The organism is Anoxybacillus amylolyticus, assembly GCF_001634285.1.
GTDB lineage: Bacteria > Bacillota > Bacilli > Bacillales > Anoxybacillaceae > Anoxybacteroides > Anoxybacteroides amylolyticum.
In genome coordinates this window covers 117,788-137,885 of the sequence record NZ_CP015438.1, presented here as the reverse complement: position 1 = coordinate 137,885, position 20,098 = coordinate 117,788, and the positions used below count along the sequence as shown (strand labels likewise).

Annotated in this window: 23 protein-coding genes and 2 tRNA genes; all 25 read left to right on the top strand. The window is 42.7% G+C overall.

The features are described from left to right. The first annotated feature begins 112 nt into the window (after nt 1-112). The 25 genes from rnmV (at nt 113) to GFC30_RS00635 (ending at nt 20,060) form a co-directional block, all read left to right on the top strand. Complete coding sequence (rnmV, locus tag GFC30_RS00755) at nt 113-676, top strand: ribonuclease M5 (protein WP_202967982.1); 564 nt, start codon at nt 113-115, stop codon at nt 674-676. Then, the gene (rsmA, locus tag GFC30_RS00750; RefSeq protein ID WP_066322215.1) at nt 669-1,556 is read left to right on the top strand and encodes a 16S rRNA (adenine(1518)-N(6)/adenine(1519)-N(6))-dimethyltransferase RsmA; all 888 of its coding nucleotides are present in this window, start codon (nt 669-671) and stop codon (nt 1,554-1,556) included. Before rnmV ends, rsmA begins: the two co-directional genes overlap by 8 nt. Before the next feature lie 85 nt (nt 1,557-1,641). Then, the gene (gene yabG / locus GFC30_RS00745) at nt 1,642-2,520 is read left to right on the top strand and encodes a sporulation peptidase YabG (RefSeq protein WP_066322213.1); all 879 of its coding nucleotides are present in this window, start codon (nt 1,642-1,644) and stop codon (nt 2,518-2,520) included. Nucleotides 2,521-2,726: 206 nt separating this feature from the next. After that, nucleotides 2,727-2,990 (top strand): biofilm formation stimulator Veg, encoded by a 264-nt coding sequence (gene veg / locus GFC30_RS00740; RefSeq protein WP_066322212.1) that lies wholly within the window; start codon nt 2,727-2,729, stop codon nt 2,988-2,990. 86 nt (nt 2,991-3,076) lie between these two features. Then, complete coding sequence (locus GFC30_RS00735; RefSeq protein ID WP_084256122.1) at nt 3,077-3,259, top strand: small, acid-soluble spore protein, alpha/beta type; 183 nt, start codon at nt 3,077-3,079, stop codon at nt 3,257-3,259. Nucleotides 3,260-3,399: 140 nt separating this feature from the next. Then, nucleotides 3,400-4,269 (top strand): 4-(cytidine 5'-diphospho)-2-C-methyl-D-erythritol kinase, encoded by an 870-nt coding sequence (ispE, locus tag GFC30_RS00730; protein WP_066322208.1) that lies wholly within the window; start codon nt 3,400-3,402, stop codon nt 4,267-4,269. 58 nt (nt 4,270-4,327) lie between these two features. Then, nucleotides 4,328-5,152, top strand: coding sequence for a pur operon repressor (gene purR, locus GFC30_RS00725; RefSeq protein WP_066322207.1), 825 nt, complete (start codon nt 4,328-4,330; stop codon nt 5,150-5,152). A 16-nt stretch (nt 5,153-5,168) separates the two neighbouring features. Beyond that, a complete protein-coding gene (locus GFC30_RS00720) occupies nt 5,169-5,543 on the top strand; it encodes a RidA family protein (RefSeq protein ID WP_066322206.1) in 375 nt (124 codons plus the stop codon). A gap of 161 nt (nt 5,544-5,704) precedes the next feature. After that, entirely contained in the window at nt 5,705-5,995 is a 291-nt protein-coding gene (gene spoVG / locus GFC30_RS00715) for a septation regulator SpoVG (protein WP_066322204.1), read from the top strand. A 127-nt stretch (nt 5,996-6,122) separates the two neighbouring features. Beyond that, complete coding sequence (gene glmU / locus GFC30_RS00710) at nt 6,123-7,499, top strand: bifunctional UDP-N-acetylglucosamine diphosphorylase/glucosamine-1-phosphate N-acetyltransferase GlmU (protein ID WP_066322199.1); 1,377 nt, start codon at nt 6,123-6,125, stop codon at nt 7,497-7,499. Between the two features lie 12 nt (nt 7,500-7,511). Beyond that, nucleotides 7,512-8,462 (top strand): ribose-phosphate diphosphokinase, encoded by a 951-nt coding sequence (locus tag GFC30_RS00705; protein WP_066322196.1) that lies wholly within the window; start codon nt 7,512-7,514, stop codon nt 8,460-8,462. Between the two features lie 73 nt (nt 8,463-8,535). Then, nucleotides 8,536-9,165 (top strand): 50S ribosomal protein L25/general stress protein Ctc, encoded by a 630-nt coding sequence (locus tag GFC30_RS00700; RefSeq protein WP_066322193.1) that lies wholly within the window; start codon nt 8,536-8,538, stop codon nt 9,163-9,165. A gap of 180 nt (nt 9,166-9,345) precedes the next feature. Next, nucleotides 9,346-9,906 (top strand): aminoacyl-tRNA hydrolase, encoded by a 561-nt coding sequence (gene pth / locus GFC30_RS00695; RefSeq protein WP_066322191.1) that lies wholly within the window; start codon nt 9,346-9,348, stop codon nt 9,904-9,906. 62 nt (nt 9,907-9,968) lie between these two features. Next, complete coding sequence (locus GFC30_RS00690; protein ID WP_066322188.1) at nt 9,969-10,199, top strand: anti-sigma-F factor Fin; 231 nt, start codon at nt 9,969-9,971, stop codon at nt 10,197-10,199. Nucleotides 10,200-10,259: 60 nt separating this feature from the next. After that, complete coding sequence (mfd, locus tag GFC30_RS00685) at nt 10,260-13,793, top strand: transcription-repair coupling factor (protein WP_066322185.1); 3,534 nt, start codon at nt 10,260-10,262, stop codon at nt 13,791-13,793. A 183-nt stretch (nt 13,794-13,976) separates the two neighbouring features. Then, nucleotides 13,977-14,513, top strand: a complete 537-nt coding sequence (gene spoVT, locus GFC30_RS00680) for a stage V sporulation protein T (protein ID WP_066322183.1) — start codon at nt 13,977-13,979, stop codon at nt 14,511-14,513. A gap of 109 nt (nt 14,514-14,622) precedes the next feature. Continuing rightward, nucleotides 14,623-16,203 carry a putative polysaccharide biosynthesis protein gene (locus tag GFC30_RS00675; RefSeq protein WP_066322179.1) on the top strand — a complete coding sequence of 527 codons (1,581 nt, stop codon included), beginning with the start codon at nt 14,623-14,625 and terminating at the stop codon, nt 16,201-16,203. Continuing rightward, complete coding sequence (yabN, locus tag GFC30_RS00670) at nt 16,200-17,648, top strand: bifunctional methyltransferase/pyrophosphohydrolase YabN (RefSeq protein WP_066322178.1); 1,449 nt, start codon at nt 16,200-16,202, stop codon at nt 17,646-17,648. Before GFC30_RS00675 ends, yabN begins: the two co-directional genes overlap by 4 nt. A gap of 2 nt (nt 17,649-17,650) precedes the next feature. After that, nucleotides 17,651-17,926 carry an RNA-binding S4 domain-containing protein gene (locus GFC30_RS00665; RefSeq protein WP_066322175.1) on the top strand — a complete coding sequence of 92 codons (276 nt, stop codon included), beginning with the start codon at nt 17,651-17,653 and terminating at the stop codon, nt 17,924-17,926. Nucleotides 17,927-17,993: 67 nt separating this feature from the next. Then, a complete protein-coding gene (gene yabP / locus GFC30_RS00660; RefSeq protein ID WP_066322172.1) occupies nt 17,994-18,284 on the top strand; it encodes a sporulation protein YabP in 291 nt (96 codons plus the stop codon). Further along, nucleotides 18,281-18,892: a spore cortex biosynthesis protein YabQ gene (gene yabQ / locus GFC30_RS00655; RefSeq protein WP_066322170.1), complete on the top strand. Its 612-nt coding sequence runs from the start codon at nt 18,281-18,283 to the stop codon at nt 18,890-18,892. The genes yabP and yabQ overlap by 4 nt, the downstream gene beginning before the upstream one ends. An 18-nt stretch (nt 18,893-18,910) precedes the next feature. Continuing rightward, entirely contained in the window at nt 18,911-19,282 is a 372-nt protein-coding gene (locus GFC30_RS00650) for an FtsB family cell division protein (protein WP_066322169.1), read from the top strand. Between the two features lie 100 nt (nt 19,283-19,382). Further along, on the top strand, nt 19,383-19,781 hold the full coding sequence (locus tag GFC30_RS00645) for a S1 domain-containing RNA-binding protein (protein WP_066322168.1): 399 nt from the start codon (nt 19,383-19,385) through the stop codon (nt 19,779-19,781). 115 nt (nt 19,782-19,896) lie between these two features. Continuing rightward, nucleotides 19,897-19,970, top strand: a tRNA-Met gene (locus tag GFC30_RS00640). A gap of 18 nt (nt 19,971-19,988) precedes the next feature. Continuing rightward, a tRNA-Glu gene (locus GFC30_RS00635) sits at nt 19,989-20,060 on the top strand. Nucleotides 20,061-20,098: the final 38 nt, after the last annotated feature.

Genomic DNA, 20,098 nt, shown 5'->3' with positions numbered 1-20,098 from the left:
GGAGAGCCATACAAACGATAGTAGCCTTTTGGCGAGGTCGGGTTCGTTGAAACAGGAACACTCTAAAAATATAGGTTTGTCTATATTTTTAGTAGCAGTACGTACAATTACGTTGAAAATTAAAGAGATTATTGTGGTAGAAGGAAAAGATGATACGGTTGCTGTCCAGCGGGCGGTACAAGCCGATACGATTGAAACGAACGGGTCAGCAATTAACGAAGAAACGATCGAACGAATTAAGCTGGCGAAAGAAACGCGAGGCGTCATTATTTTGACAGACCCGGATTTCCCAGGGGAGAAAATCCGTAAAACGATTGCCGAGCACGTTCCTGGATGTAAACATGCGTTTTTGCCAAAACAATCGGCGCTTTCGAAAAAAGGGAAAGGCGTTGGGGTAGAGTATGCGACAGTAGAAGCCATTCGGCAAGCGCTTGAACACGTGTACGAAGAAGCGGTGGAATGGGAAGAAGAAATTACGTTTAACGATTTACTTGTGGCAGGGTTAGTCGGTGGTGCGTTAGCCAAAGCGCGGCGACAACGGCTAGGACAGCTGCTGAAAATCGGATATACGAATGGAAAACAGCTGCATAAACGATTACAAATGTTCCGCATTTCCAAACATGCGTTTTATGATGCGTTGCAGCAAGTGCTTCGGGAGGAAAAAGAAAATGACTAAAGATATTGCCACACTAGGACGAACACGTGAGATTTTAGAGAAATACGGGTTTTCGTTTAAAAAAAGTTTAGGGCAAAATTTTTTGATCGATACAAATATTTTGCGGCGCATCGTCGATTACGCAGAACTATCCGACGAAACGGGTGTGATCGAGATCGGTCCTGGTATTGGTGCCCTTACTGAACAACTTGCTCGCCGCGCTAGAAAAGTGGTGGCGTTTGAAATCGACCAGCGCTTGTTGCCAATTTTAGCGGATACGTTGTTTCCGTATCCAAACGTTCGCATCATTCATCAAGATGTGCTGAAAGCGGACATTCGTCGCGTGATGGAAGAAGAGTTTTCTAGCGTCCGTGATGTCATGGTTGTGGCCAACTTGCCTTATTATGTGACAACGCCGATTATTATGAAATTGTTAGAAGACCATTTACCGATTCGTGGCATTGTCGTGATGCTGCAAAAAGAAGTGGCGGATCGCATTTCAGCGCAACCAGGCACGAAAGATTACGGTTCTTTATCCATTGCAGTTCAATATTATACGAAAGCAGAAACGGTTATGACGGTTCCACGAACCGTTTTTATTCCGCAACCGAATGTTGATTCGGCGGTCATTCGGCTAACCAAACGGGAAAAACCGGCTGTTGACGTTATCGATGAGTCATTTTTCTTTCAAGTTGTTCGAGCAAGTTTTAGCCAGCGTCGCAAAACGATTTTGAATAATTTAACGAGTCAATTGCCAAATGGTAAGCAGCAAAAAGAAGCGATCGAACGCGTGTTAACAGAGCTACAAATTGATTCGAGGCGACGCGGAGAAACGTTGACAATAGAGGAGTTCGCTAAGCTGAGCAATCGGTTAGTAAAGGAATGGAAGGAAAAGGCCTAATTTTTAGGTCTTTTTCTTTTTTCTTCACTTCTTTTGTATGTATGCATATTGTACTTAATAAACCAGAGGCTGGGGGGAACAAAAGATGGAGGTAAAAATAGGAGATATTGTGGCAAGAAAGTCGTACGAATGTGATTTATTGTTTCGTGTCGTGGACATAAAAGAGAAAGACGGAGAGAAAGAAGCGATTCTTTACGGGGAGGATGTACGGTTAATGGCGGATGCCCCGTTTGCCGATTTATTGATTGTCGATGAATTGGAACGGCAACTTAGGGAGAAAAAAGAACAGGAACTGATTGAGCAATCGTTTAAATTGTTTCGCCAAGATTACCATTTATTAAAGCAGAAAACGGAATATCGAGCGACTGGGGGGTATCAAACGGATAAAGATTTTTTTCACATTCCAGGGCGCGTTCTTCATCTAGACGGCGACCCTGTTTATTTACAAAAATGTTTAAACTTGTATGAACGAATCGGTGTCCCAGTACATGGAGTATATTGTGAGGAAAAAGAGATGCCAGAGAAAATTGGGGCACTTTTAGAGCAAGTTCGACCCGATATTTTAGTTGTTACCGGCCACGATTCTTACTCGAAATCGAAAGGAAAAATAACGGATTTACGGGCATACCGCCATTCGAAATATTTTGTGCAAACAGTGAAAGAGGCACGAAAAAAAATTCCGCATCTTGATCAACTCGTCATTTTTGCGGGCGCGTGTCAATCGCATTTTGAATCGCTCATTCGTGCAGGTGCTAATTTTGCGAGCTCGCCTGCTCGCGTTAATATTCACGCACTAGATCCAGTGTATATTGTGTCAAGAATTAGTTTCACCCCATTTATAGAAACGGTAAATGTGTGGGATGTGTTACGCAATACATTGACAGGGGAAAAAGGATTGGGGGGAGTGGAAACGAAAGGGGTGTTGCGTACAGGGATGCCGTTTCGTTTAATTCAAGAAGAATAACAAGATCGCGACGACCAATAAGAGGCGGGCGATCTTTTCTGTTTTTTATACATAATTTTTGCCATCTAGGGATAGACTATATGCGGAAATGAGAAAAATGTAGAAAAAAACACATTGACACAAAGGAAAGAGCATTGATATAATTTTTTATTTTTGATTTTTTTATTAATATTTGTTATAATCAAAATTAGTGAGGTGGAGAGCGAATGGCAAAAACTTTATCCGATATTAAAAAAGCGTTAGATTCGAATATCGGCAAACGCTTGACATTAAAAGCAAACGGCGGAAGAAGGAAGACGATTGAACGTTGTGGGATTTTGGCAGAAACGTATCCTTCCGTCTTTGTCATTGAGCTCGATCAAACAGAAAATGCGTTCGAGCGCGTATCTTACAGCTATGCAGACGTATTAACAGAAACAGTGCAACTAACGTTTTTCGACGATGATCATATGGCGATGGGGAGGCAGTAGACGTTTGTTTGCTGCTTTTTTTGTTGTGTTTTTTAAAAAACAGCGAATACTAAAGGTGTCGCGGGATTGGAAAGGAGCTGTTTTGTTTGGGACGACGTCGGGGAATCATGTCGGAACGGTTTAAAGAAGAGTTAGCGAAAGAGCTTGGGTTTTACGACGTGGTACAAAGAGAAGGCTGGGGTGCCATCCGTGCGAAAGATGCAGGGAATATGGTGAAACTAGCGATACAACTGGCCGAACACCATTTAGCCAACAAAACGAAAGAATAAATAATGCTCGCGACAGCCGAAGCGTTTTGCTTCGGTTTTTGTTTTCAACAACGAATGTTTCTTGATAATATTAATGATTGGTGCGGTTTTGTGGTAAAATGTTCGTATAAGTTTTGAAGTCGTTAAAGTAGGTGGACAGGTTGAGACTATTGGTAAAAGCTCCGGCAAAAATCAATTTATCGCTAGATGTATTACATAAGCGACCAGACGGATACCACGAAGTCAAAATGGTAATGACGACAATTGACTTGTCGGATCGGGTCGAGTTAGCGCCGCTTGCTAGTGATACGATTCAAATTATATCACATAATCGGTTTGTGCCGGACGATCATCGCAATTTGGCGTATCAAGCCGCCAAATTGTTAAAAGAAACGTTTGGGGTTCGAAAAGGTGTGGCGATCTCGATTACAAAAACGATTCCCGTCGCTGCTGGGTTGGCGGGGGGAAGTAGCGATGCCGCTGCGACATTGCGTGGATTAAATAAGCTTTGGCAACTAGGATTGACGATGGATGAATTAGCGGAACTTGGCGCAAAAATCGGTTCGGATGTGTCGTTTTGTGTGTATGGGGGAACAGCACTTGCGACAGGACGAGGGGAGAAAATTGAGCATCTCCCTGCACCGCCACCTTGCTGGGTTATTTTAGCGAAGCCAACAATAGGGGTTTCCACCGCCGAAGTGTATCGCAACTTAAACTTGCAACGAACTTTTCACCCGGATGTCGATGGAATGGTACAAGCCATTAAAGACCGGGATTACGAACGGATTTGCTCGCTTGTGGGCAATGCGCTTGAAGATGTGACGCTAAACATGCACCCAGAAGTTGCGCACATTAAAGAGCAAATGAAACGGTTTGGCGCAGATGCCGTTTTAATGAGCGGAAGCGGACCGACTGTTTTCGGATTAGTGCAGTATGATTCACGTTTGCACCGTATTTACAACGGACTACGTGGATTTTGTGACCAAGTGTTTGCCGTTCGGTTATTGGGGGAGCGGAATTCATTTGATTAAAAACGTACATTAATGTTATATTTATTTTAAAATATTCGGTTTTTCGGGAGGTCCATGTATGAAGTTAAGGCGCAGTAGCCGCTTAGTCGATATGACGCATTATCTCCTTGAACATCCGCACCAGTTAGTGCCGCTGACATTTTTTGCGGAACGGTATCAATCGGCTAAGTCATCGATTAGCGAAGATTTAGCGATCATTAAGCAAACGTTTGAGCAGCAAGGTGTCGGAACGTTAAAAACGATTTCGGGCGCAGCAGGCGGTGTGCAATATATTCCTAAATTATCGATGGAAGAAGCAAAAGGAACGGTTGCGTATTTATGCGAGCAGCTAGCCAATCCCGATCGGCTATTACCTGGCGGGTACTTGTATATGACGGATATTCTTGGCGATCCGCGCATTATCCATAAAATTGGCCGGCTATATGCGTCGCTGTTTGCCGATCGGGCGATCGATGTGGTCATGACGATTGCTACGAAAGGAATTCCGTTAGCTTATGCTGTTGCCCATTTTTTAAATGTTCCTGTTGTCATCGTTCGCCATGACAATAAAGTGACAGAAGGTTCGATGGTGAGTATTAATTATGTTTCTGGTTCGTCTAAGCGCATTCAAACGATGGTATTGGCGAAACGAAGCTTGGCAGAAGGAACGAACGTGTTAATCGTCGATGATTTTATGAAAGCGGGCGGAACGATCAACGGGATGATTAGCTTATTAAACGAATTTAACGCTCGAGTAGCTGGCATCGGTGTGCTCGTTGAATCCGAAGAGCCGAGTGAACGGCTTGTCGACGAATACATTTCCTTAGTGAAGCTCTCATCTGTTAATATAAAAGAGAAGCAAATTACGATTAACGAAGGAAACTACATGAACTTTATGGAATGAAAGGAGACCTTTACTTATGAAAAAAGTCGAAACAACAAAAGCACCGCAAGCAATTGGCCCTTATTCGCAAGGCATTATTGTCAATAATATGTTTTACAGCTCGGGGCAAATTGCGTTAACGCCAGAAGGAGAAATGGTACAAGGGGATGTAAAAGAGCAAACGCATCAAGTATTTAAAAATTTACAAGCTGTGTTGGAAGCAGCTGGTGCCTCGCTTGATACCGTTGTCAAAACGACCGTGTTTTTAAAAAGCATGGACGATTTTGCGGCGATGAACGAAGTATACGGACAATATTTCAACGAACATAAACCAGCCCGCTCTTGTGTGGCTGTTGCTAAATTGCCGAAAGATGCACTAGTTGAAATCGAAGTCGTTGCGTTAGTGAAATAATGAGTAGCTAACGTATGCTCACCTACTTTTCCCGCGATTTTGACAGAAACCGGTCGTTTTAGATATTTTTTAAAAAAATTTTATAAAAAAAGAAGGAAATACGGGATAAATGTGGAATACCATTAATCAAGTTCTGATATAGGGAAAAGGTGGTGAGCACAATGGAAGTAACTGACGTAAGATTACGCCGCGTGAATACCGAAGGACGTATGAGAGCGATTGCGTCTATTACGTTGGATAATGAATTTGTTGTACATGATATCCGCGTAATTGACGGCAATAACGGCTTGTTTGTCGCTATGCCAAGCAAGCGTACTCCTGACGGGGAATTTCGTGACATCGCGCATCCGATCAATTCCACAACCCGCGGGAAAATTCAAGAGGCTGTATTGGCCGAGTATCACCGCTTAGGTGAGCTTGAAGCAGAACTGGAAGAAGCCGGTGCTTCTTAAATAGAAAAAAGCCTGTCCGACATTGGACAGGCTTTTAATTTTTGACAAAAGAGAATGTTGCCTTGAAATACATAGCTAATTGAGATATATTCAATTATGGATAAAAAGGTAATTGGAGGCCCTATTCATGAAACGATATGCGGTAATATTGGCAGCCGGTCAGGGGACGCGGATGAAATCAAAGCTATATAAAGTGCTACACCCTGTTTGCGGCAAGCCAATGGTTCAGCATGTAGTCGATCAAGTGTTGCAGCTTGGTCTCGAAAAATTGATTACAGTTGTTGGATTTGGTGCCGAACAAGTAAAGGCACAAATCGGCACCAAAAGCGAGTTTGCGTTGCAAGAGGAACAGCTCGGGACAGCACACGCGGTAATGCAAGCAGCTTCGTATTTGCAAGACAAAGATGGGGTAACGTTAGTTGTTTGCGGAGACACTCCTCTTATTACAGCGGAAACGATGGAATCGTTGTTAGAACACCACCTTGCGACAAATGCAAAAGCGACGATTTTAACAGCGATCGCGGAAAATCCAGCTGGATATGGTCGCATCGTTCGGAACGAAGAAGGACACGTTGAAAAAATTGTTGAACATAAAGACGCAACAGAATTAGAGCGAGAGATCAATGAGATTAATACAGGCACATATTGTTTCGACAACCGCTCGTTATTTGAAGCGCTTACAAATGTATCCAACAACAACGTGCAAGGTGAGTATTATTTAACCGATGTCATTGAGATTTTAAAAGCAAAAGGGGCAGTTGTTTCCGCGTATCAAGCTTCTTCGTTTAACGAAACCATCGGCGTCAATGATCGCATTGCGCTTATGCAAGCGGAAAAAATAATGCGCGATCGCATTAATCGCTACCATATGACAAACGGCGTGACGATTATTGCTCCAGAGCATACGTATATATCACCGGAAGCGAAAATTGGACGTGACACGATTATTTATCCAGGCACTATTATTGAAGGAGCAACGGTGATTGGTGAAGACTGCGTCATCGGTCCGCATTCAGAAATTAACAACTGCGTCGTCGGCGATAATACAACGATTCGTCACTCTGTCGCTCATGATAGTGAAATTGGAAATCATGTAACCATCGGCCCGTTTGCTCATATTCGCCCGTCTTCGCAAATCGGTGATGATGTTCGGATTGGCAATTTTGTCGAGATTAAAAAGTCGAGGTTCGGAAAAGGAAGCAAAGCATCACATTTAAGCTATATTGGCGATGCGCAAGTAGGGGAGGACGTAAATTTAGGCTGTGGCTCGATTACCGTAAATTATGATGGGAAAAATAAGTATTTGACAAAAATTGAAGACGGCGCATTTATTGGGTGCAATGCGAATTTAATTGCTCCTGTAACGGTTGGAAAAGGAGCGTATGTAGCAGCCGGCTCTACCATTACCAATGACGTTCCAGACAATGCGTTATCGATTGCCCGCGCCCGTCAAGTGAATAAAGAAAATTATGTCGAACGTCTGAACGTGAAGAAAAAATCCTAATGGAGGTTTGTCATGTCTCAATATGTTGATTCAAGCTTAAAGTTGTTTGCATTGAATTCGAATAAACAGTTATCGGAAGAAATCGCCCAAATTATCGGTGTACAGCTTGGAAAATGTTCGGTATCTAGGTTTAGCGATGGTGAAATTCAAATTAACATCGAAGAGAGCATCCGCGGTGGAGATGTGTTCGTCATCCAATCGACGAGCGCACCTGTGAACGAGCATTTAATGGAACTTCTCATTATGATTGACGCATTGAAGCGTGCTTCTGCCAAGACAATCAACATTGTCATGCCGTATTACGGCTATGCACGCCAAGACCGTAAAGCGCGTTCGCGTGAACCGATCACTGCAAAATTAGTAGCAAATCTTTTAGAAACAGCGGGTGCTTCTCGCGTCATTACACTTGATTTACACGCACCGCAAATTCAAGGATTTTTTGACATTCCAATCGATCATTTAATGGGCGTTCCAATTTTAGCGGACTACTTTAAAAACAAAAACCTCCAAGACATTGTCATCGTATCGCCAGACCACGGCGGAGTAACACGGGCGCGCCGATTGGCAGATCGCCTCAAAGCGCCGATTGCGATCATCGATAAGCGCCGTCCAAAACCAAACGTAGCGGAAGTTATGAATATCGTTGGACAAGTAGAAGGGAAAACTGCTATTCTAATTGATGATATCATCGATACGGCGGGGACGATTACATTAGCAGCGAACGCGTTAGTGGAAAACGGAGCGGCTAATGTGTATGCATGTTGCACGCATCCTGTGTTATCAGGGCCAGCAATCGAACGGATTCAAAACTCGAAAATTAAAGAGTTAGTCGTAACGAATTCCATTGCGCTTCCTGAAGAGAAGAAAATTGATAAAATTGTAGAACTGTCTGTAGCACCTTTAATTGCCGAAGCGATTATTCGCGTTTACGAAAAGCAATCGATTAGCGCGCTATTTGATTAATCCACGATGTTTAAATCTTCTTGTTTTAGGACAAAGTAATCCATAGATTCTAAAACAGGAGGGTGATTCATTCATGGCTGTATTAGAGGCGAAAAAACGAACAGACGGAAAACGCTCTTACATTCGCTCGCTTCGATTAGAAGGAAACATTCCGGGCGTATTGTATGGAAAAAACGTTGAGGGTCATGCAATTTTTGTGAATGCGGCTGATTTTATTAAAACGATTCGTGACGAAGGCCGTAATGCGTTAATTAGGTTAAATGTAGACGGTGAGAGTTTCACGGCTTTACTTCGCGACATTCAAAAAGATCCGCTCCGTAGCGAAATCGTCCATGTCGATTTTCAAGCGGTCGATATGTATACAGAAGTAGAGATTGATGTAAACGTACATTTAATTGGAGATGCCGCTGGTGTGAAAGACGGTGGGGTATTGCAGCAATCGTTGCACCAGCTATCGATTCGCGCATTGCCAGCAAACATTCCGCCTTCCATTGACGTTGATATTTCTCATTTACAAGTTGGCGATACGTTGACGGTTGGCGATATTCAAACTGGTGGAAAATACGAGATTAATCACGAGCCAACGGAAGTCATCGCCTCCATTTTACCGCCGAAACAAGAAGAAGAAATTCATAGTGGCGAGCAACAAGAGGCTGGGCGACCAGAAGCAGAAGAGGGCCGGGAAACAATCCCAGAATCATAATGAAAGCTGTCTTAGAAGGTTGTCTTTCTTCAAGAAAGATGCGATATATAGTTTTGCGAAAGTATTTAGTGCGTATATATGGTAATAAAAGAGAGGTGTCCCGTTGCTTTTGGGACACCATCTTTGTACTATCTAAAAGTGCACACTTTTCGCATATGAATAAAGAGAGGAGAACAACTGTTGAAACTGTTCGTCGGTTTAGGAAATCCAGGAAAAGAGTACGAAGAAACGAGACATAATGTCGGGTTCATGGTCATTGATGAATTGGCAAGACGGTGGAACGTTTCTTATAACCAAGCAAAGTTTCACGGAATTTTCGGTTCGCATATCATTTGTGGAGAGAAAGTTATTTTATGTAAACCGCTGACATATATGAACTTGTCAGGAGAGTGTGTTCGTCCGCTCATTGATTATTTTAAAATAAACATAGAGGATGTCGTTGTTATTTATGACGATTTAGATCTCCCCGTCGGCAAAATTCGTTTACGGACAAAAGGAAGTGCCGGAGGACATAATGGTATTAAATCGCTCATTTACCATTTAGGGACGGAGCAGTTTAAACGAATTCGTGTTGGCATTGGCAGACCGCAAAACGGACAAAAAATAACAGATTATGTTTTAGGGAGATTTCAAGCGGAAGAAGCGCTCGAAATAAAACAAGCCATTCACCGTGCGGCAGACGCTTGCGAAAAATTTGTTGGAGCATCTTTTGTGCAGGTGATGAATGAGTTTAATGCGTGAATAAAACTTTTCCTAATGGTGAAAAATAAATGTATGGAAAGACCCATTAGGAGGTTGCGGAAATGGCCCTGCATTATTATTGCCGACATTGCGGCGTCAAAATCGGGACGCTCGATAGCGTTTCGCTTGATAGCGAACAGTTAGGTTTTCATCATTTAACAGAAGAAGAACGGCTAGAGATGATCGCTTATTTACCAAGCGGCGACATTCAAGTCAAAACGATTTGCGAAGATTGCCAAGAAGCGCTAGAACGGTACCCAGAATGGCATCAATACGAGAAATTTATTCAATAGGGAGCTTTGGGCAAACCAAAGCGTTTTTGCATTTACTGTTTATGAGAGGAGGGGAGTAAGGTGCGCGCACTGCATCATTATTTTGTAGAAAACCAAGATATTCAATTAATTTTGAAAGGTGTGGAAGCTGGATTAAAAGAACAGTTAGTGACCGGGTTGTCCGGTTCGGCGCGGTCGGTGTTTTTATCCTCCATTTACAACGAGATGAACCGACCGCTGCTTGTCGTCGCACATAATTTATTTCAAGCACAAAAAATATACGATGACCTTGTGCAACTACTTGGGACGGAGGAAGTATTCCTTTACCCGGTCAATGAAATGATTGCCGCAGAGATGGCTATCGCCAGCCCGGAGCTAAAGGCGCAGAGGTTAGAAGTAATGAACTATTGGGCAAAACAAAAGAAAGGAATTGTTGTTACTCCGGTTGCCGGTATTCGCCGATTATTGCCGCCAAAATCATTATGGACAGAAAACTTACTGACGATTACCGTTGGGAGCGAACTAGACTTAGAAACATATAAACACCGTCTTGTCCAAATGGGATATAAACGTGCAGCAACTGTGTCGACGCCTGGAGAATTTAGCATTCGCGGCGGCATTATCGATGTGTATCCGTTGACGGCCGAACTTCCGTATCGGATTGAGTTGTTTGATACTGAAGTCGAATCGATTCGGACGTTTACCGTCGATGACCAACGTTCCCAAGCGGAAGTGAACGAGGTGTTAATCGGTCCAGCGGATGAAATGCTCGTATATGGGGAAATATTGCAGCATGGAATTCAACGAATCGAACAAGGGCTTTCTGAAAGCCTTCAAAAACTAAAAGACGAAAAAGCAAAACAACTCTTACTTGAACAATTGTCATTAGAACTGGAACAACTGAAACAAGGGCAACCGATTGAACAGCAATATAAATATGCGTCGCTTTTTTATGAGTGGCCTGCTAGTTTGCTAGATTATATGCCAGAAGACGGATTACTGTTATTGGATGAAGCAAGCCGGATTTATGAATCGTCGGAAAATTTAGATAAAGAAGAGGCGGAATGGTACACAAGTTTATTATCGGCTGGAAAAATCATTCATGATCTCCCAATTTCTCATTCGTTTTCCGACTTATTGCAAACATGCAAAAAGCCGCGTGTTTATTTATCATTATTTTTGCGCCACGTTCCACATACGCATCCGCAAAATATTGTGAGCGTTTCCTGCAAGCAGATGCAACATTTTCATGGTCAGATGGAACTGTTAAAGACGGAATTGGAACGGTGGAAAAAAGCGAAATATGCAGTTGTTTTTTTAGCGCCAAATATAGAACGGATCAAAAAATTGCAAGCTGTTTTAGAAGATTATGAAATAGACGTAGCGCCCGTGCCGGACGGGGCGCCGCTCATGCATGGAAAATTCCAGCTATTGCAAGGCGACTTAAATAGCGGATTTGAACTGCCGCTACAAAAATTAGCAGTCATTACAGAAGAAGAATTGTTCAAAAAACGCGTCAAGAAGCCGATTCGACGGCAAAAGCTATCAAATGCGGAACGAATTAAAAGCTATTCCGAGCTGCAAGTCGGCGATTATGTCGTGCACGTCAATCACGGAATCGGTAAATATTTAGGGATTGAAACGTTAGAAATTAACGGGATTCATAAAGACTATATTCACATTCAATACCAAGGTGGCGATACGCTATACGTTCCAATTGACCAAATTGACCAAGTACAAAAGTATGTCGGCTCAGAAGGAAAAGAACCGAAAATTTATAAGCTTGGCGGAACGGAATGGAAGAAGGTAAAGAAAAAGGTCGAATCATCTGTTCAAGATATTGCTGAAGATTTAATTAAGCTTTATGCCGAGCGGGAAGCAAGTAAAGGATATGCGTTCTCCCCAGATACGGAAATGCAGCGGGAGTTCGAGGCAGCGTTCCCTTACCAAGAAACGGAAGATCAGCTTCGTTCCATTGAAGAAATTAAACGCGACATGGAAAGTGAAAAACCAATGGACCGACTGTTATGCGGCGACGTTGGCTACGGAAAAACAGAAGTAGCATTGCGGGCGGCGTTTAAAGCGATTATGGATGGCAAACAAGTCGCATTTTTAGTACCGACGACGATTTTGGCCCAACAACATTACGAAACTGTTCGGGAGCGTTTTCAAGCATATCCAATCAATGTAGGATTGCTGAATCGTTTTCGTACGAAAAAGCAGCAAAACGAAACGATCAAAGGGTTAAAAGATGGCACGATTGATATGGTCATCGGCACGCATCGGCTTTTATCAAAAGATGTGGCGTTTAAAGACTTAGGATTGCTTATTATTGACGAAGAACAGCGATTTGGCGTCAGCCATAAAGAAAAAATTAAGCAATTAAAAGCCAACATTGATGTTTTGACATTAACGGCAACACCGATTCCAAGAACGTTGCATATGTCAATGATTGGTGTCCGTGACTTATCAATCATTGAAACGCCGCCGGAAAACCGCTTTCCAGTACAAACGTATGTAATGGAATATACTCCGGAGTTAGTCCGTGAAGCCATTGAACGCGAATTAGCACGGGATGGGCAAGTGTTTGTCCTCTACAACCGCATTGAGGATATTGACGTCAAAGCGGAAGAAATCGCTGCTCTCGTTCCAGATGCACGCGTCACATACGCCCACGGACGAATGACGGAAACCGAGCTCGAAAACGTCATCCTCGCGTTTTTAGAAGGGCAATATGATGTGCTTGTGACGACAACGATTATCGAAACGGGTGTCGACATCCCGAACGTCAACACGTTAATCGTGTATGACGCTGACAGGATGGGACTGTCGCAGCTTTATCAGCTGCGTGGACGTGTCGGACGGTCAAATCGTGTAGCGTATGCGTACTTTACGTATCGAAAAGACAAAGTATTAAATGAAGTAGCCGAAAAGCGTCTACAAGCGATTAAAGAGTTTACGGAGCTTGGGTCTGGGTTTAAAATTGCGATGCGCGATTTATCGATTCGCGGAGCGGGCAATATATTAGGAGCAGAGCAACACGGTTTTATCGATTCCGTTGGTTTTGATTTATATTCGCAAATGTTAAAAGATGCGATCGAAAAACGAAGAGGCATTCCGCAAACGGAAAAAGCGGCAGACGTTGAAATTGATATCGAAGTAGATGCCTACATTCCCGATACGTATATTCATGACGAACTACAAAAAATTAATATGTATAAGCGCTTTAAAGCAGTTAACACACTAGAAGAACTAGAAGAACTACGCGACGAAATGCTCGACCGGTTTGGTGAATATCCGGATGAAGTCGATTATTTGTTCCAAATTGCGGAAATGAAAGTATATGCGAAACAAAACGGTGTACAATCGATTAAGCAGCATAAGCAGCAAATTGATATTTTATTTACCGAACAAGCATCAAAAGAAGTGCAAATTCAGCAGTTATCAAAAATTGGAAATCGTTACGGTCGCGTGTTCGGATTTGGCATGGAAGGAGAAAAATTTAAAATCGTCCTTCACGTGAAAGGCATGAAACCACAAGAATGGCTTGTCATTTTATACGAAACGTTAAAAGCGCTGGATGTTGAGAAAAATGAAAAGTCCGTTACTGCATAAGTTTATCGTTTGAAAAAATGGTCCATAATGAATGGTGGGGAATTTTATCTAAATTTGCAAAAATCACTTTCATCATGTATAGAAGTTGGTTTGTGAAGGATACTAATTTCAACAATGGTGGATTCTTCAACGAAGAATTCATCGATGTATTTAATCTTTATGATGAAAGTGAGGCATCAATAGATGAAAGCAACAGGTATTGTTCGTCGAATTGATGATTTAGGAAGGGTTGTTATCCCGAAAGAAATTCGGAGAACGTTGCGTATCCGCGAAGGAGACCCACTGGAGATTTTTGTTGATCGTGACGGAGAAGTCATTTTAAAGAAATATTCGCCAATTAGTGAATTAGGGGATTTTGCAAAAGAGTATGCGGAAGCGTTGTTTGACAGTTTAGGGCATGCAGTATTAATTTGTGACCGTGACACGTTTATTGCGGTTGCAGGGGTATCGAAAAAAGAATTTCTTAATAAAAGTGTCAGCTCCTTGCTTGAAAAAGTGATGGATGAACGTCAGCCGGTGCTCCGTACCGAAGAAGGGGAAGCAGAAATGGTGGATGGTCATACGGAGCAGTGGAAATCGTATACCATTGCCCCGATTATTGCAAACGGCGACCCAATTGGAGCGGTCGTCATTCTATCAAAAGACAAAACGATTGGAGAAGTGGAGCATAAAGCGGTTGAAACTGCTGCCAGCTTTTTAGCACGGCAAATGGAACAATAAAATGACGCAGCGTCTTCCAACAGCTAACCCGTAAGACAGCTTCTATGCTGTCTTTTTCTTTTGCGGTATAATGGCAAAGGGCTATGATGAATAGGGAAGGTGAAGCTAGATGGAGCGGCCGCGGATGTTGAAGCTGTGGCACGGAACGATTGTGTTAGCTGTTGCTGCGTTGATAACAAAAATATTAAGTGTATTTTATCGCATTCCATATCAGAATATTGTTGGGGATGTGGGGTTTTATATTTATCAGCAAGTGTACCCAATTTATGCGGTAATGATGGCGCTAGCAACGTCTGGTTACCCAGTCGTCATTTCCAAACTTATTGCGGAGCGAGTAGAGGAAAATGATGAACAAGGTGTTTTCGATGTGTTACGGACATCTTTTTTCGTGTTAAGCGCAATCGGTATGTTTTTCTTTTTTTCGCTTTACATTGGGGGAGGGAAGCTGGCGAAATGGATGGGGGACGAGCAATTAACTTCGCTCCTTCAAGTCGTCGCCTTTTCTTTTTTGCTCTTTCCGTTTTTGGCGGTATTGCGCGGTTATTTTCAAGGGAGAAATAATATGGTTCCAACAGCTATTTCTCAAGTAGTCGAGCAGTCTGTTCGCGTGGCAACCATTATTGGTTTTTCATACATCCTTCTGCGAAAAGGTCATACGTTGTATGAAGCAGGTGCAGGCGCGATTTTTGGTTCGGTCACGGGAGGATTTGCCGCTCTGTTTGTGTTAACAGCTTATTGGCTAAAAAGCGGTATGCGCCAACAAAGAAAAGGGGTTGAGAAACGGCTTGTACGTTATTTATTGGTGCAAGGATTAATTGTTTGTGTAGCGAATATGGTGTTGACGTTAACGCAATTGGTCGATGCCCTCACTTTACTATCTTTGCTTAAAGAGAGTGGCGTAAGCGAGCGAGCTGCTCAAGCATTAAAAGGAGTGTACGACCGTGGGCAACCGCTTATTCAGCTCGGAACGGTCGTGGCGACGTCCTTTTCGTTTACGCTCGTTCCACTCATTGCTGGGGCGAAAAAGCGCGGGGAGCAGACATTTATTTTGGAAAAAACGCGTCTGTCTGTTCGAGTGGGGATGGTTGTTGGGATGGGGGCTACATTTGGTCTTGCTGCATTAATTCGCCCGACGAATGTCATGCTTTTTGAAAACGATGCAGGGTCATCGTCGCTTGCCGTGCTAGTACTCTCAATTTTTTTTACGACGATGTCTCTTACGATGTCGGCTATCTTGCAAGGCATCGGTTCTGAATGGGGAGCAGTGCTTAGTGTCGGGATTGCTGTTAGCTGCAAATGGATAGGCAATGTTTTATTTGTTCCTTTTTTTGGTATAAATGGCGCAGCAGTTGCTACACTCGTTTCGTATATGGGGATGGCGCTTTTTTTGTACCGAATGCTAGTACGAACCATAGGGGTAAAGCCCGTTTACAAGAAAGAAATTTATTGGACATTGCGTGCCGCACTAGTTATGGTGGTGGTACTTACACTGTATATATGGGTCACCAAACAATGGGGAGAAAGCCGTTTTGGTGCGGCATGTCAAGCACTATCTGGCGTGCTGCTTGGCGGCGTTGTTTATATTATAATGGTGTTTAAAGAAAAACTTTTCTCACCGCATGAAGTTGCTTTTTTTCCGTTTGGAGAAAAATTGCGCATATTTCTTCTGAAAATGGGTGATAAACGATGAATACCGTTTTTATTTTAGGATTAGGAGCAGGAGATGTTGACCAATTGCCGCTCGGTGTGTACCGAAAATTAAAAGATGCGTCGCCGCTTTTTTTACGTACACAAGAACATCCGGCGGTGCAGATGCTTGTAGAAGAAGGAATTTCGTTTACGTCGTTCGATTATGTGTACGAGCAGTTTGCCACGTTTGAACAAGTGTATGAAGCAATCGTTGAGACGTTGTTAGAACACGTTCGGGCAGGGGATGTATTTTATGCTGTTCCAGGACATCCGCTTGTAGCAGAAAAGACGGTTCAGCTTTTATTAGAGGCGGAAAAACAAGGACGCTGCCGAGTGAAAATAGAAGGAGGGCAAAGCTTTCTCGACGCGTTATTTACGGCATTACGCATTGACCCGGTCGAAGGGTTTCAACTCGTTGATGCAACCTCTTTTCGGAGAGAAGATTGGCAACCGACCAATCATCTTATTTTTTGCCAGGTGTACGACGCATTTATCGCTTCAGACGTGAAGCTTTCTTTGATGGAGCAACTTCCGGACGATTATCCCGTATATATTGTGACTGCTGCGGGGAGTGCAGAAGAAAAAATCGTAGAAATTCCGTTATATGAGTTGGATCGTGTAACAACGCTCAATAATTTAACGAGCGTCTATGTACCGCCGGTGAAGGACGAAGCGATGCTATATCATCGGTTTGACACACTCCGCCGCGTCATTGCTACATTGCGTGGGCCAAACGGCTGTCCATGGGATCGAAAACAAACGCATGAATCGTTGAAAAAATATTTGTTAGAAGAAACATATGAGCTGTTTGAAGCAATTGACGAACAAGACGACGACAACATCATCGAAGAGCTTGGTGATGTGTTGTTGCAAGTAATGTTGCATGCGCAAATAGGCGAGGATGACGGTATTTTTTCAATTGACGACGTGATTAAAGCAATTACAGAAAAAATGATTCACCGTCACCCACATGTTTTTGGGGATGTTTCGGTACAAGACGCTGACGAAGTCGTGCAAAATTGGCAACGTTTGAAAGAAAAAGAGAAAAAAGAGCGGGCCGTTTCTTTATTAGACGATGTTCCAAAAAGCTTGCCGAATTTGTTAAAAGCGTACGAATTTCAAGCGAAAGCAGCGAAAGTTGGCTTTGACTGGGACGATGTTCGTCCGATGTGGGACAAAGTCAAGGAAGAAATGAACGAATTTCAGCGTGAACACTCTTCACAAAAGCGGCTTGAAGAGTTCGGCGATATTTTATTTGCGCTTGTCAACGTTGCTCGTTATTACAACATCAATCCAGAAGAAGCGTTGCATCGAACGAATACAAAATTTTATCGCCGGTTTTCATATATGGAGGAACAAGTGAAAAACCGCGGACTTCGCATGGAAGAACTGTCGCTTGAACAGCTTGATTACTTTTGGGAAGAAGCAAAAAAGAAAGGAAGATAAAGATGCGGTTGGATAAGTTTTTAAAAGTATCGCGCTTAATTAAACGTCGAACGTTAGCAAAAGAAGTGTCAGACCAAGGGCGGATTTCGATTAACGGCGTGACTGCTAAAGCAAGCTCTACCGTGAAAATTGGCGATGAAGTGACGATTCGATTCGGAGAGAAAAAAGTAACGGTTAAAATCATCGATTTAAAAGAAACAACGAAAAAAGAAGAAGCAGCTACCCTCTACGAGATCATCAAAGAAGAGCGTCTGTCGATGGAAAATGGGCAAGCATAGCTTGTTCTAAACTGTCCCTCGCATTCATACATATACAAACAGAAAGGATGAATGCGAGGGATGAAAAATGAACCAATATGAAGGAAAAGGATCTGTTCAGGAGCATGACGTCATCATGCGCGGGAGACGGACGTTAGATATTACTGGTGTAAAACAAGTTGAAAGTTTTGACAGCGAAGAATTTCTGTTAGAAACGGTTATGGGTTTTTTGTCGATTCGCGGTCAAAATTTGCAAATGAAAAACTTAGACGTCGATAAAGGAATCGTATCGATTAAAGGGAAAATTTTTGACCTTATCTATTTAGACGAGCATCATCAGGAGAAAGCTAAAGGGTTCTTTAGCAAGTTGTTCAAATGAGCTTAACGACTCAGCTCGAAACGATGCTTGCGATGATTGGGATGGGCGGTTGGCTTGGTATTGCGCTCGATACGTACAACCGGTTTTTAGAACGCTCGAAGCGGAGCCGTTTCATCGTCTTTTTTCACGACCTTTTCTTTTGGGTGTTGCAAGCGTTATTCATTTTTTACGTATTGTTACTTACGAATGACGGAGAGCTACGAGTATACATTTTTTTAGCGCTATTATGCGGCTATGCGGCGTATCAAAGTTTATTTCGCCATATGTACTTAAAGCTGCTTGAAATGATTATTCGCTGCTGTATTGCACTATATCGTTTTTTCCTTCGGACATGCTACTATGTCATTGTTCAGCCGCTTCGGCTGTTTTTGCAGCTATTTTTATGGACAGCGCTACTTATTTGGAAAATCGTTTTATTTTTCATAAGAGCACTTTTTCGTTTCATCGTTTTTTTTCTATTGCCGTTTCGGGCAGTTGGAAAATGGCTTTGGTCGATGATTCCATTGAAATGGCGAGAGCCATTAGAAAAATTTTTGCGTGTATTGGCAGGATTTATAGAAAAAGCGAAGAATAGGATGTTAAGATGGAGAATGAAATGGAGAAAGTAAGAGTGGAGGGGGAGGAAAATGAGTGCTTTACAGCAAAAGAAAGTAACGAAACTTCCGTCTTCGTACATGTCGGCGCATGAACAGCAAGAAAAGAAAACAGCGAAAAGAAAGCGTGTCGCCATTATTCGCTTCACGTTTTTTGGTGTGTTGCTAAGTACATTAGCGGCGCTCTTTTTATATGTGATCCACTCTCAGTCTGTTAACATGGAAGCGAAAGTGCGCGAGCAGAAGCGCCTTGAACAGCGGCTTGAATCGTTAGAAAAGAAACAAAAACGGCTTGAACAAGAAATTAAAAAGCTGCATGACGACGAATATATCGCTGAATTAGCACGAAAAAAATACTATTTGTCAAAAGAAGGCGAAATCATTTTTGCCGTACCTGGCAAATAAGTGGCGATGCGTGTAGGCGTATGGCTTATTGACACTTGTTTTTTCTATTCGTTATAATAAAGAAAACGATTTTGATTTTTTAAGGAGGAGCACTTTTTTTATGTCGATTGAAGTAGGCAGCAAGTTACAAGGCAAAGTAACAGGCATTACAAAATTCGGAGCATTTGTGGAGCTGCCAGAAGGCGTAACGGGGTTAGTGCATATTAGTGAAGTAGCCGATAATTATGTGAAAGACATTAACGACCATTTGAAAATCGGCGATGTCGTCGAGGTGCGCGTAATCAATGTAGAGAAAGACGGAAAAATCGGGTTATCGATTAAAAAAGCAAAAGAGTCTCAGCCTTCACAGCGTCCGCGTACAAAAACAAATGATCGGGTTGCAAAGGAAAGTTTTGAACAAAAAATTAGCCGCTTTTTAAAAGAAAGTGAAGACCGATTGGCGTCATTGAAGCGTCATACGGAATCGAAGCGGGGAGGTCGTGGCGCGCGACGCGGATAACTTGCTGCTGAACGATAAGAACATGATAATAAAAGCATCCACGGGTTGGATGCTTTTTATATGAAAAAGTGTTGACAAAAAACCAAACAAATATTATCATATTAATTGTCTGTATGGCGGCGTAGCTCAGCTGGCTAGAGCGTACGGTTCATACCCGTGAGGTCGGGGGTTCGATTCCCTCCGCCGCTATAAAACATGAAATCAAGTGGCCCGTTGGTCAAGTGGTTAAGACACCGCCCTTTCACGGCGGTAACACGGGTTCGAATCCCGTACGGGTCATCGTAAAAGGATGTTTCCTATTTGGAATCATCCTTTTT

Coding starts and splice junctions, on each gene's coding strand:
- rsmA (WP_066322215.1), top strand. CDS start 669: ATGACTAAAGATATTGCCACACTAGGACGAACACGTGAGATTTTAGAG.
- yabG (WP_066322213.1), top strand. CDS start 1,642: ATGGAGGTAAAAATAGGAGATATTGTGGCAAGAAAGTCGTACGAATGT.
- veg (WP_066322212.1), top strand. CDS start 2,727: ATGGCAAAAACTTTATCCGATATTAAAAAAGCGTTAGATTCGAATATC.
- purR (WP_066322207.1), top strand. CDS start 4,328: ATGAAGTTAAGGCGCAGTAGCCGCTTAGTCGATATGACGCATTATCTC.
- GFC30_RS00720 (WP_066322206.1), top strand. CDS start 5,169: ATGAAAAAAGTCGAAACAACAAAAGCACCGCAAGCAATTGGCCCTTAT.
- spoVG (WP_066322204.1), top strand. CDS start 5,705: ATGGAAGTAACTGACGTAAGATTACGCCGCGTGAATACCGAAGGACGT.
- glmU (WP_066322199.1), top strand. CDS start 6,123: ATGAAACGATATGCGGTAATATTGGCAGCCGGTCAGGGGACGCGGATG.
- GFC30_RS00705 (WP_066322196.1), top strand. CDS start 7,512: ATGTCTCAATATGTTGATTCAAGCTTAAAGTTGTTTGCATTGAATTCG.
- GFC30_RS00700 (WP_066322193.1), top strand. CDS start 8,536: ATGGCTGTATTAGAGGCGAAAAAACGAACAGACGGAAAACGCTCTTAC.
- GFC30_RS00690 (WP_066322188.1), top strand. CDS start 9,969: ATGGCCCTGCATTATTATTGCCGACATTGCGGCGTCAAAATCGGGACG.
- spoVT (WP_066322183.1), top strand. CDS start 13,977: ATGAAAGCAACAGGTATTGTTCGTCGAATTGATGATTTAGGAAGGGTT.
- GFC30_RS00675 (WP_066322179.1), top strand. CDS start 14,623: ATGGAGCGGCCGCGGATGTTGAAGCTGTGGCACGGAACGATTGTGTTA.
- yabN (WP_066322178.1), top strand. CDS start 16,200: ATGAATACCGTTTTTATTTTAGGATTAGGAGCAGGAGATGTTGACCAA.
- GFC30_RS00665 (WP_066322175.1), top strand. CDS start 17,651: ATGCGGTTGGATAAGTTTTTAAAAGTATCGCGCTTAATTAAACGTCGA.
- yabP (WP_066322172.1), top strand. CDS start 17,994: ATGAACCAATATGAAGGAAAAGGATCTGTTCAGGAGCATGACGTCATC.
- yabQ (WP_066322170.1), top strand. CDS start 18,281: ATGAGCTTAACGACTCAGCTCGAAACGATGCTTGCGATGATTGGGATG.
- GFC30_RS00650 (WP_066322169.1), top strand. CDS start 18,911: ATGAGTGCTTTACAGCAAAAGAAAGTAACGAAACTTCCGTCTTCGTAC.
- GFC30_RS00645 (WP_066322168.1), top strand. CDS start 19,383: ATGTCGATTGAAGTAGGCAGCAAGTTACAAGGCAAAGTAACAGGCATT.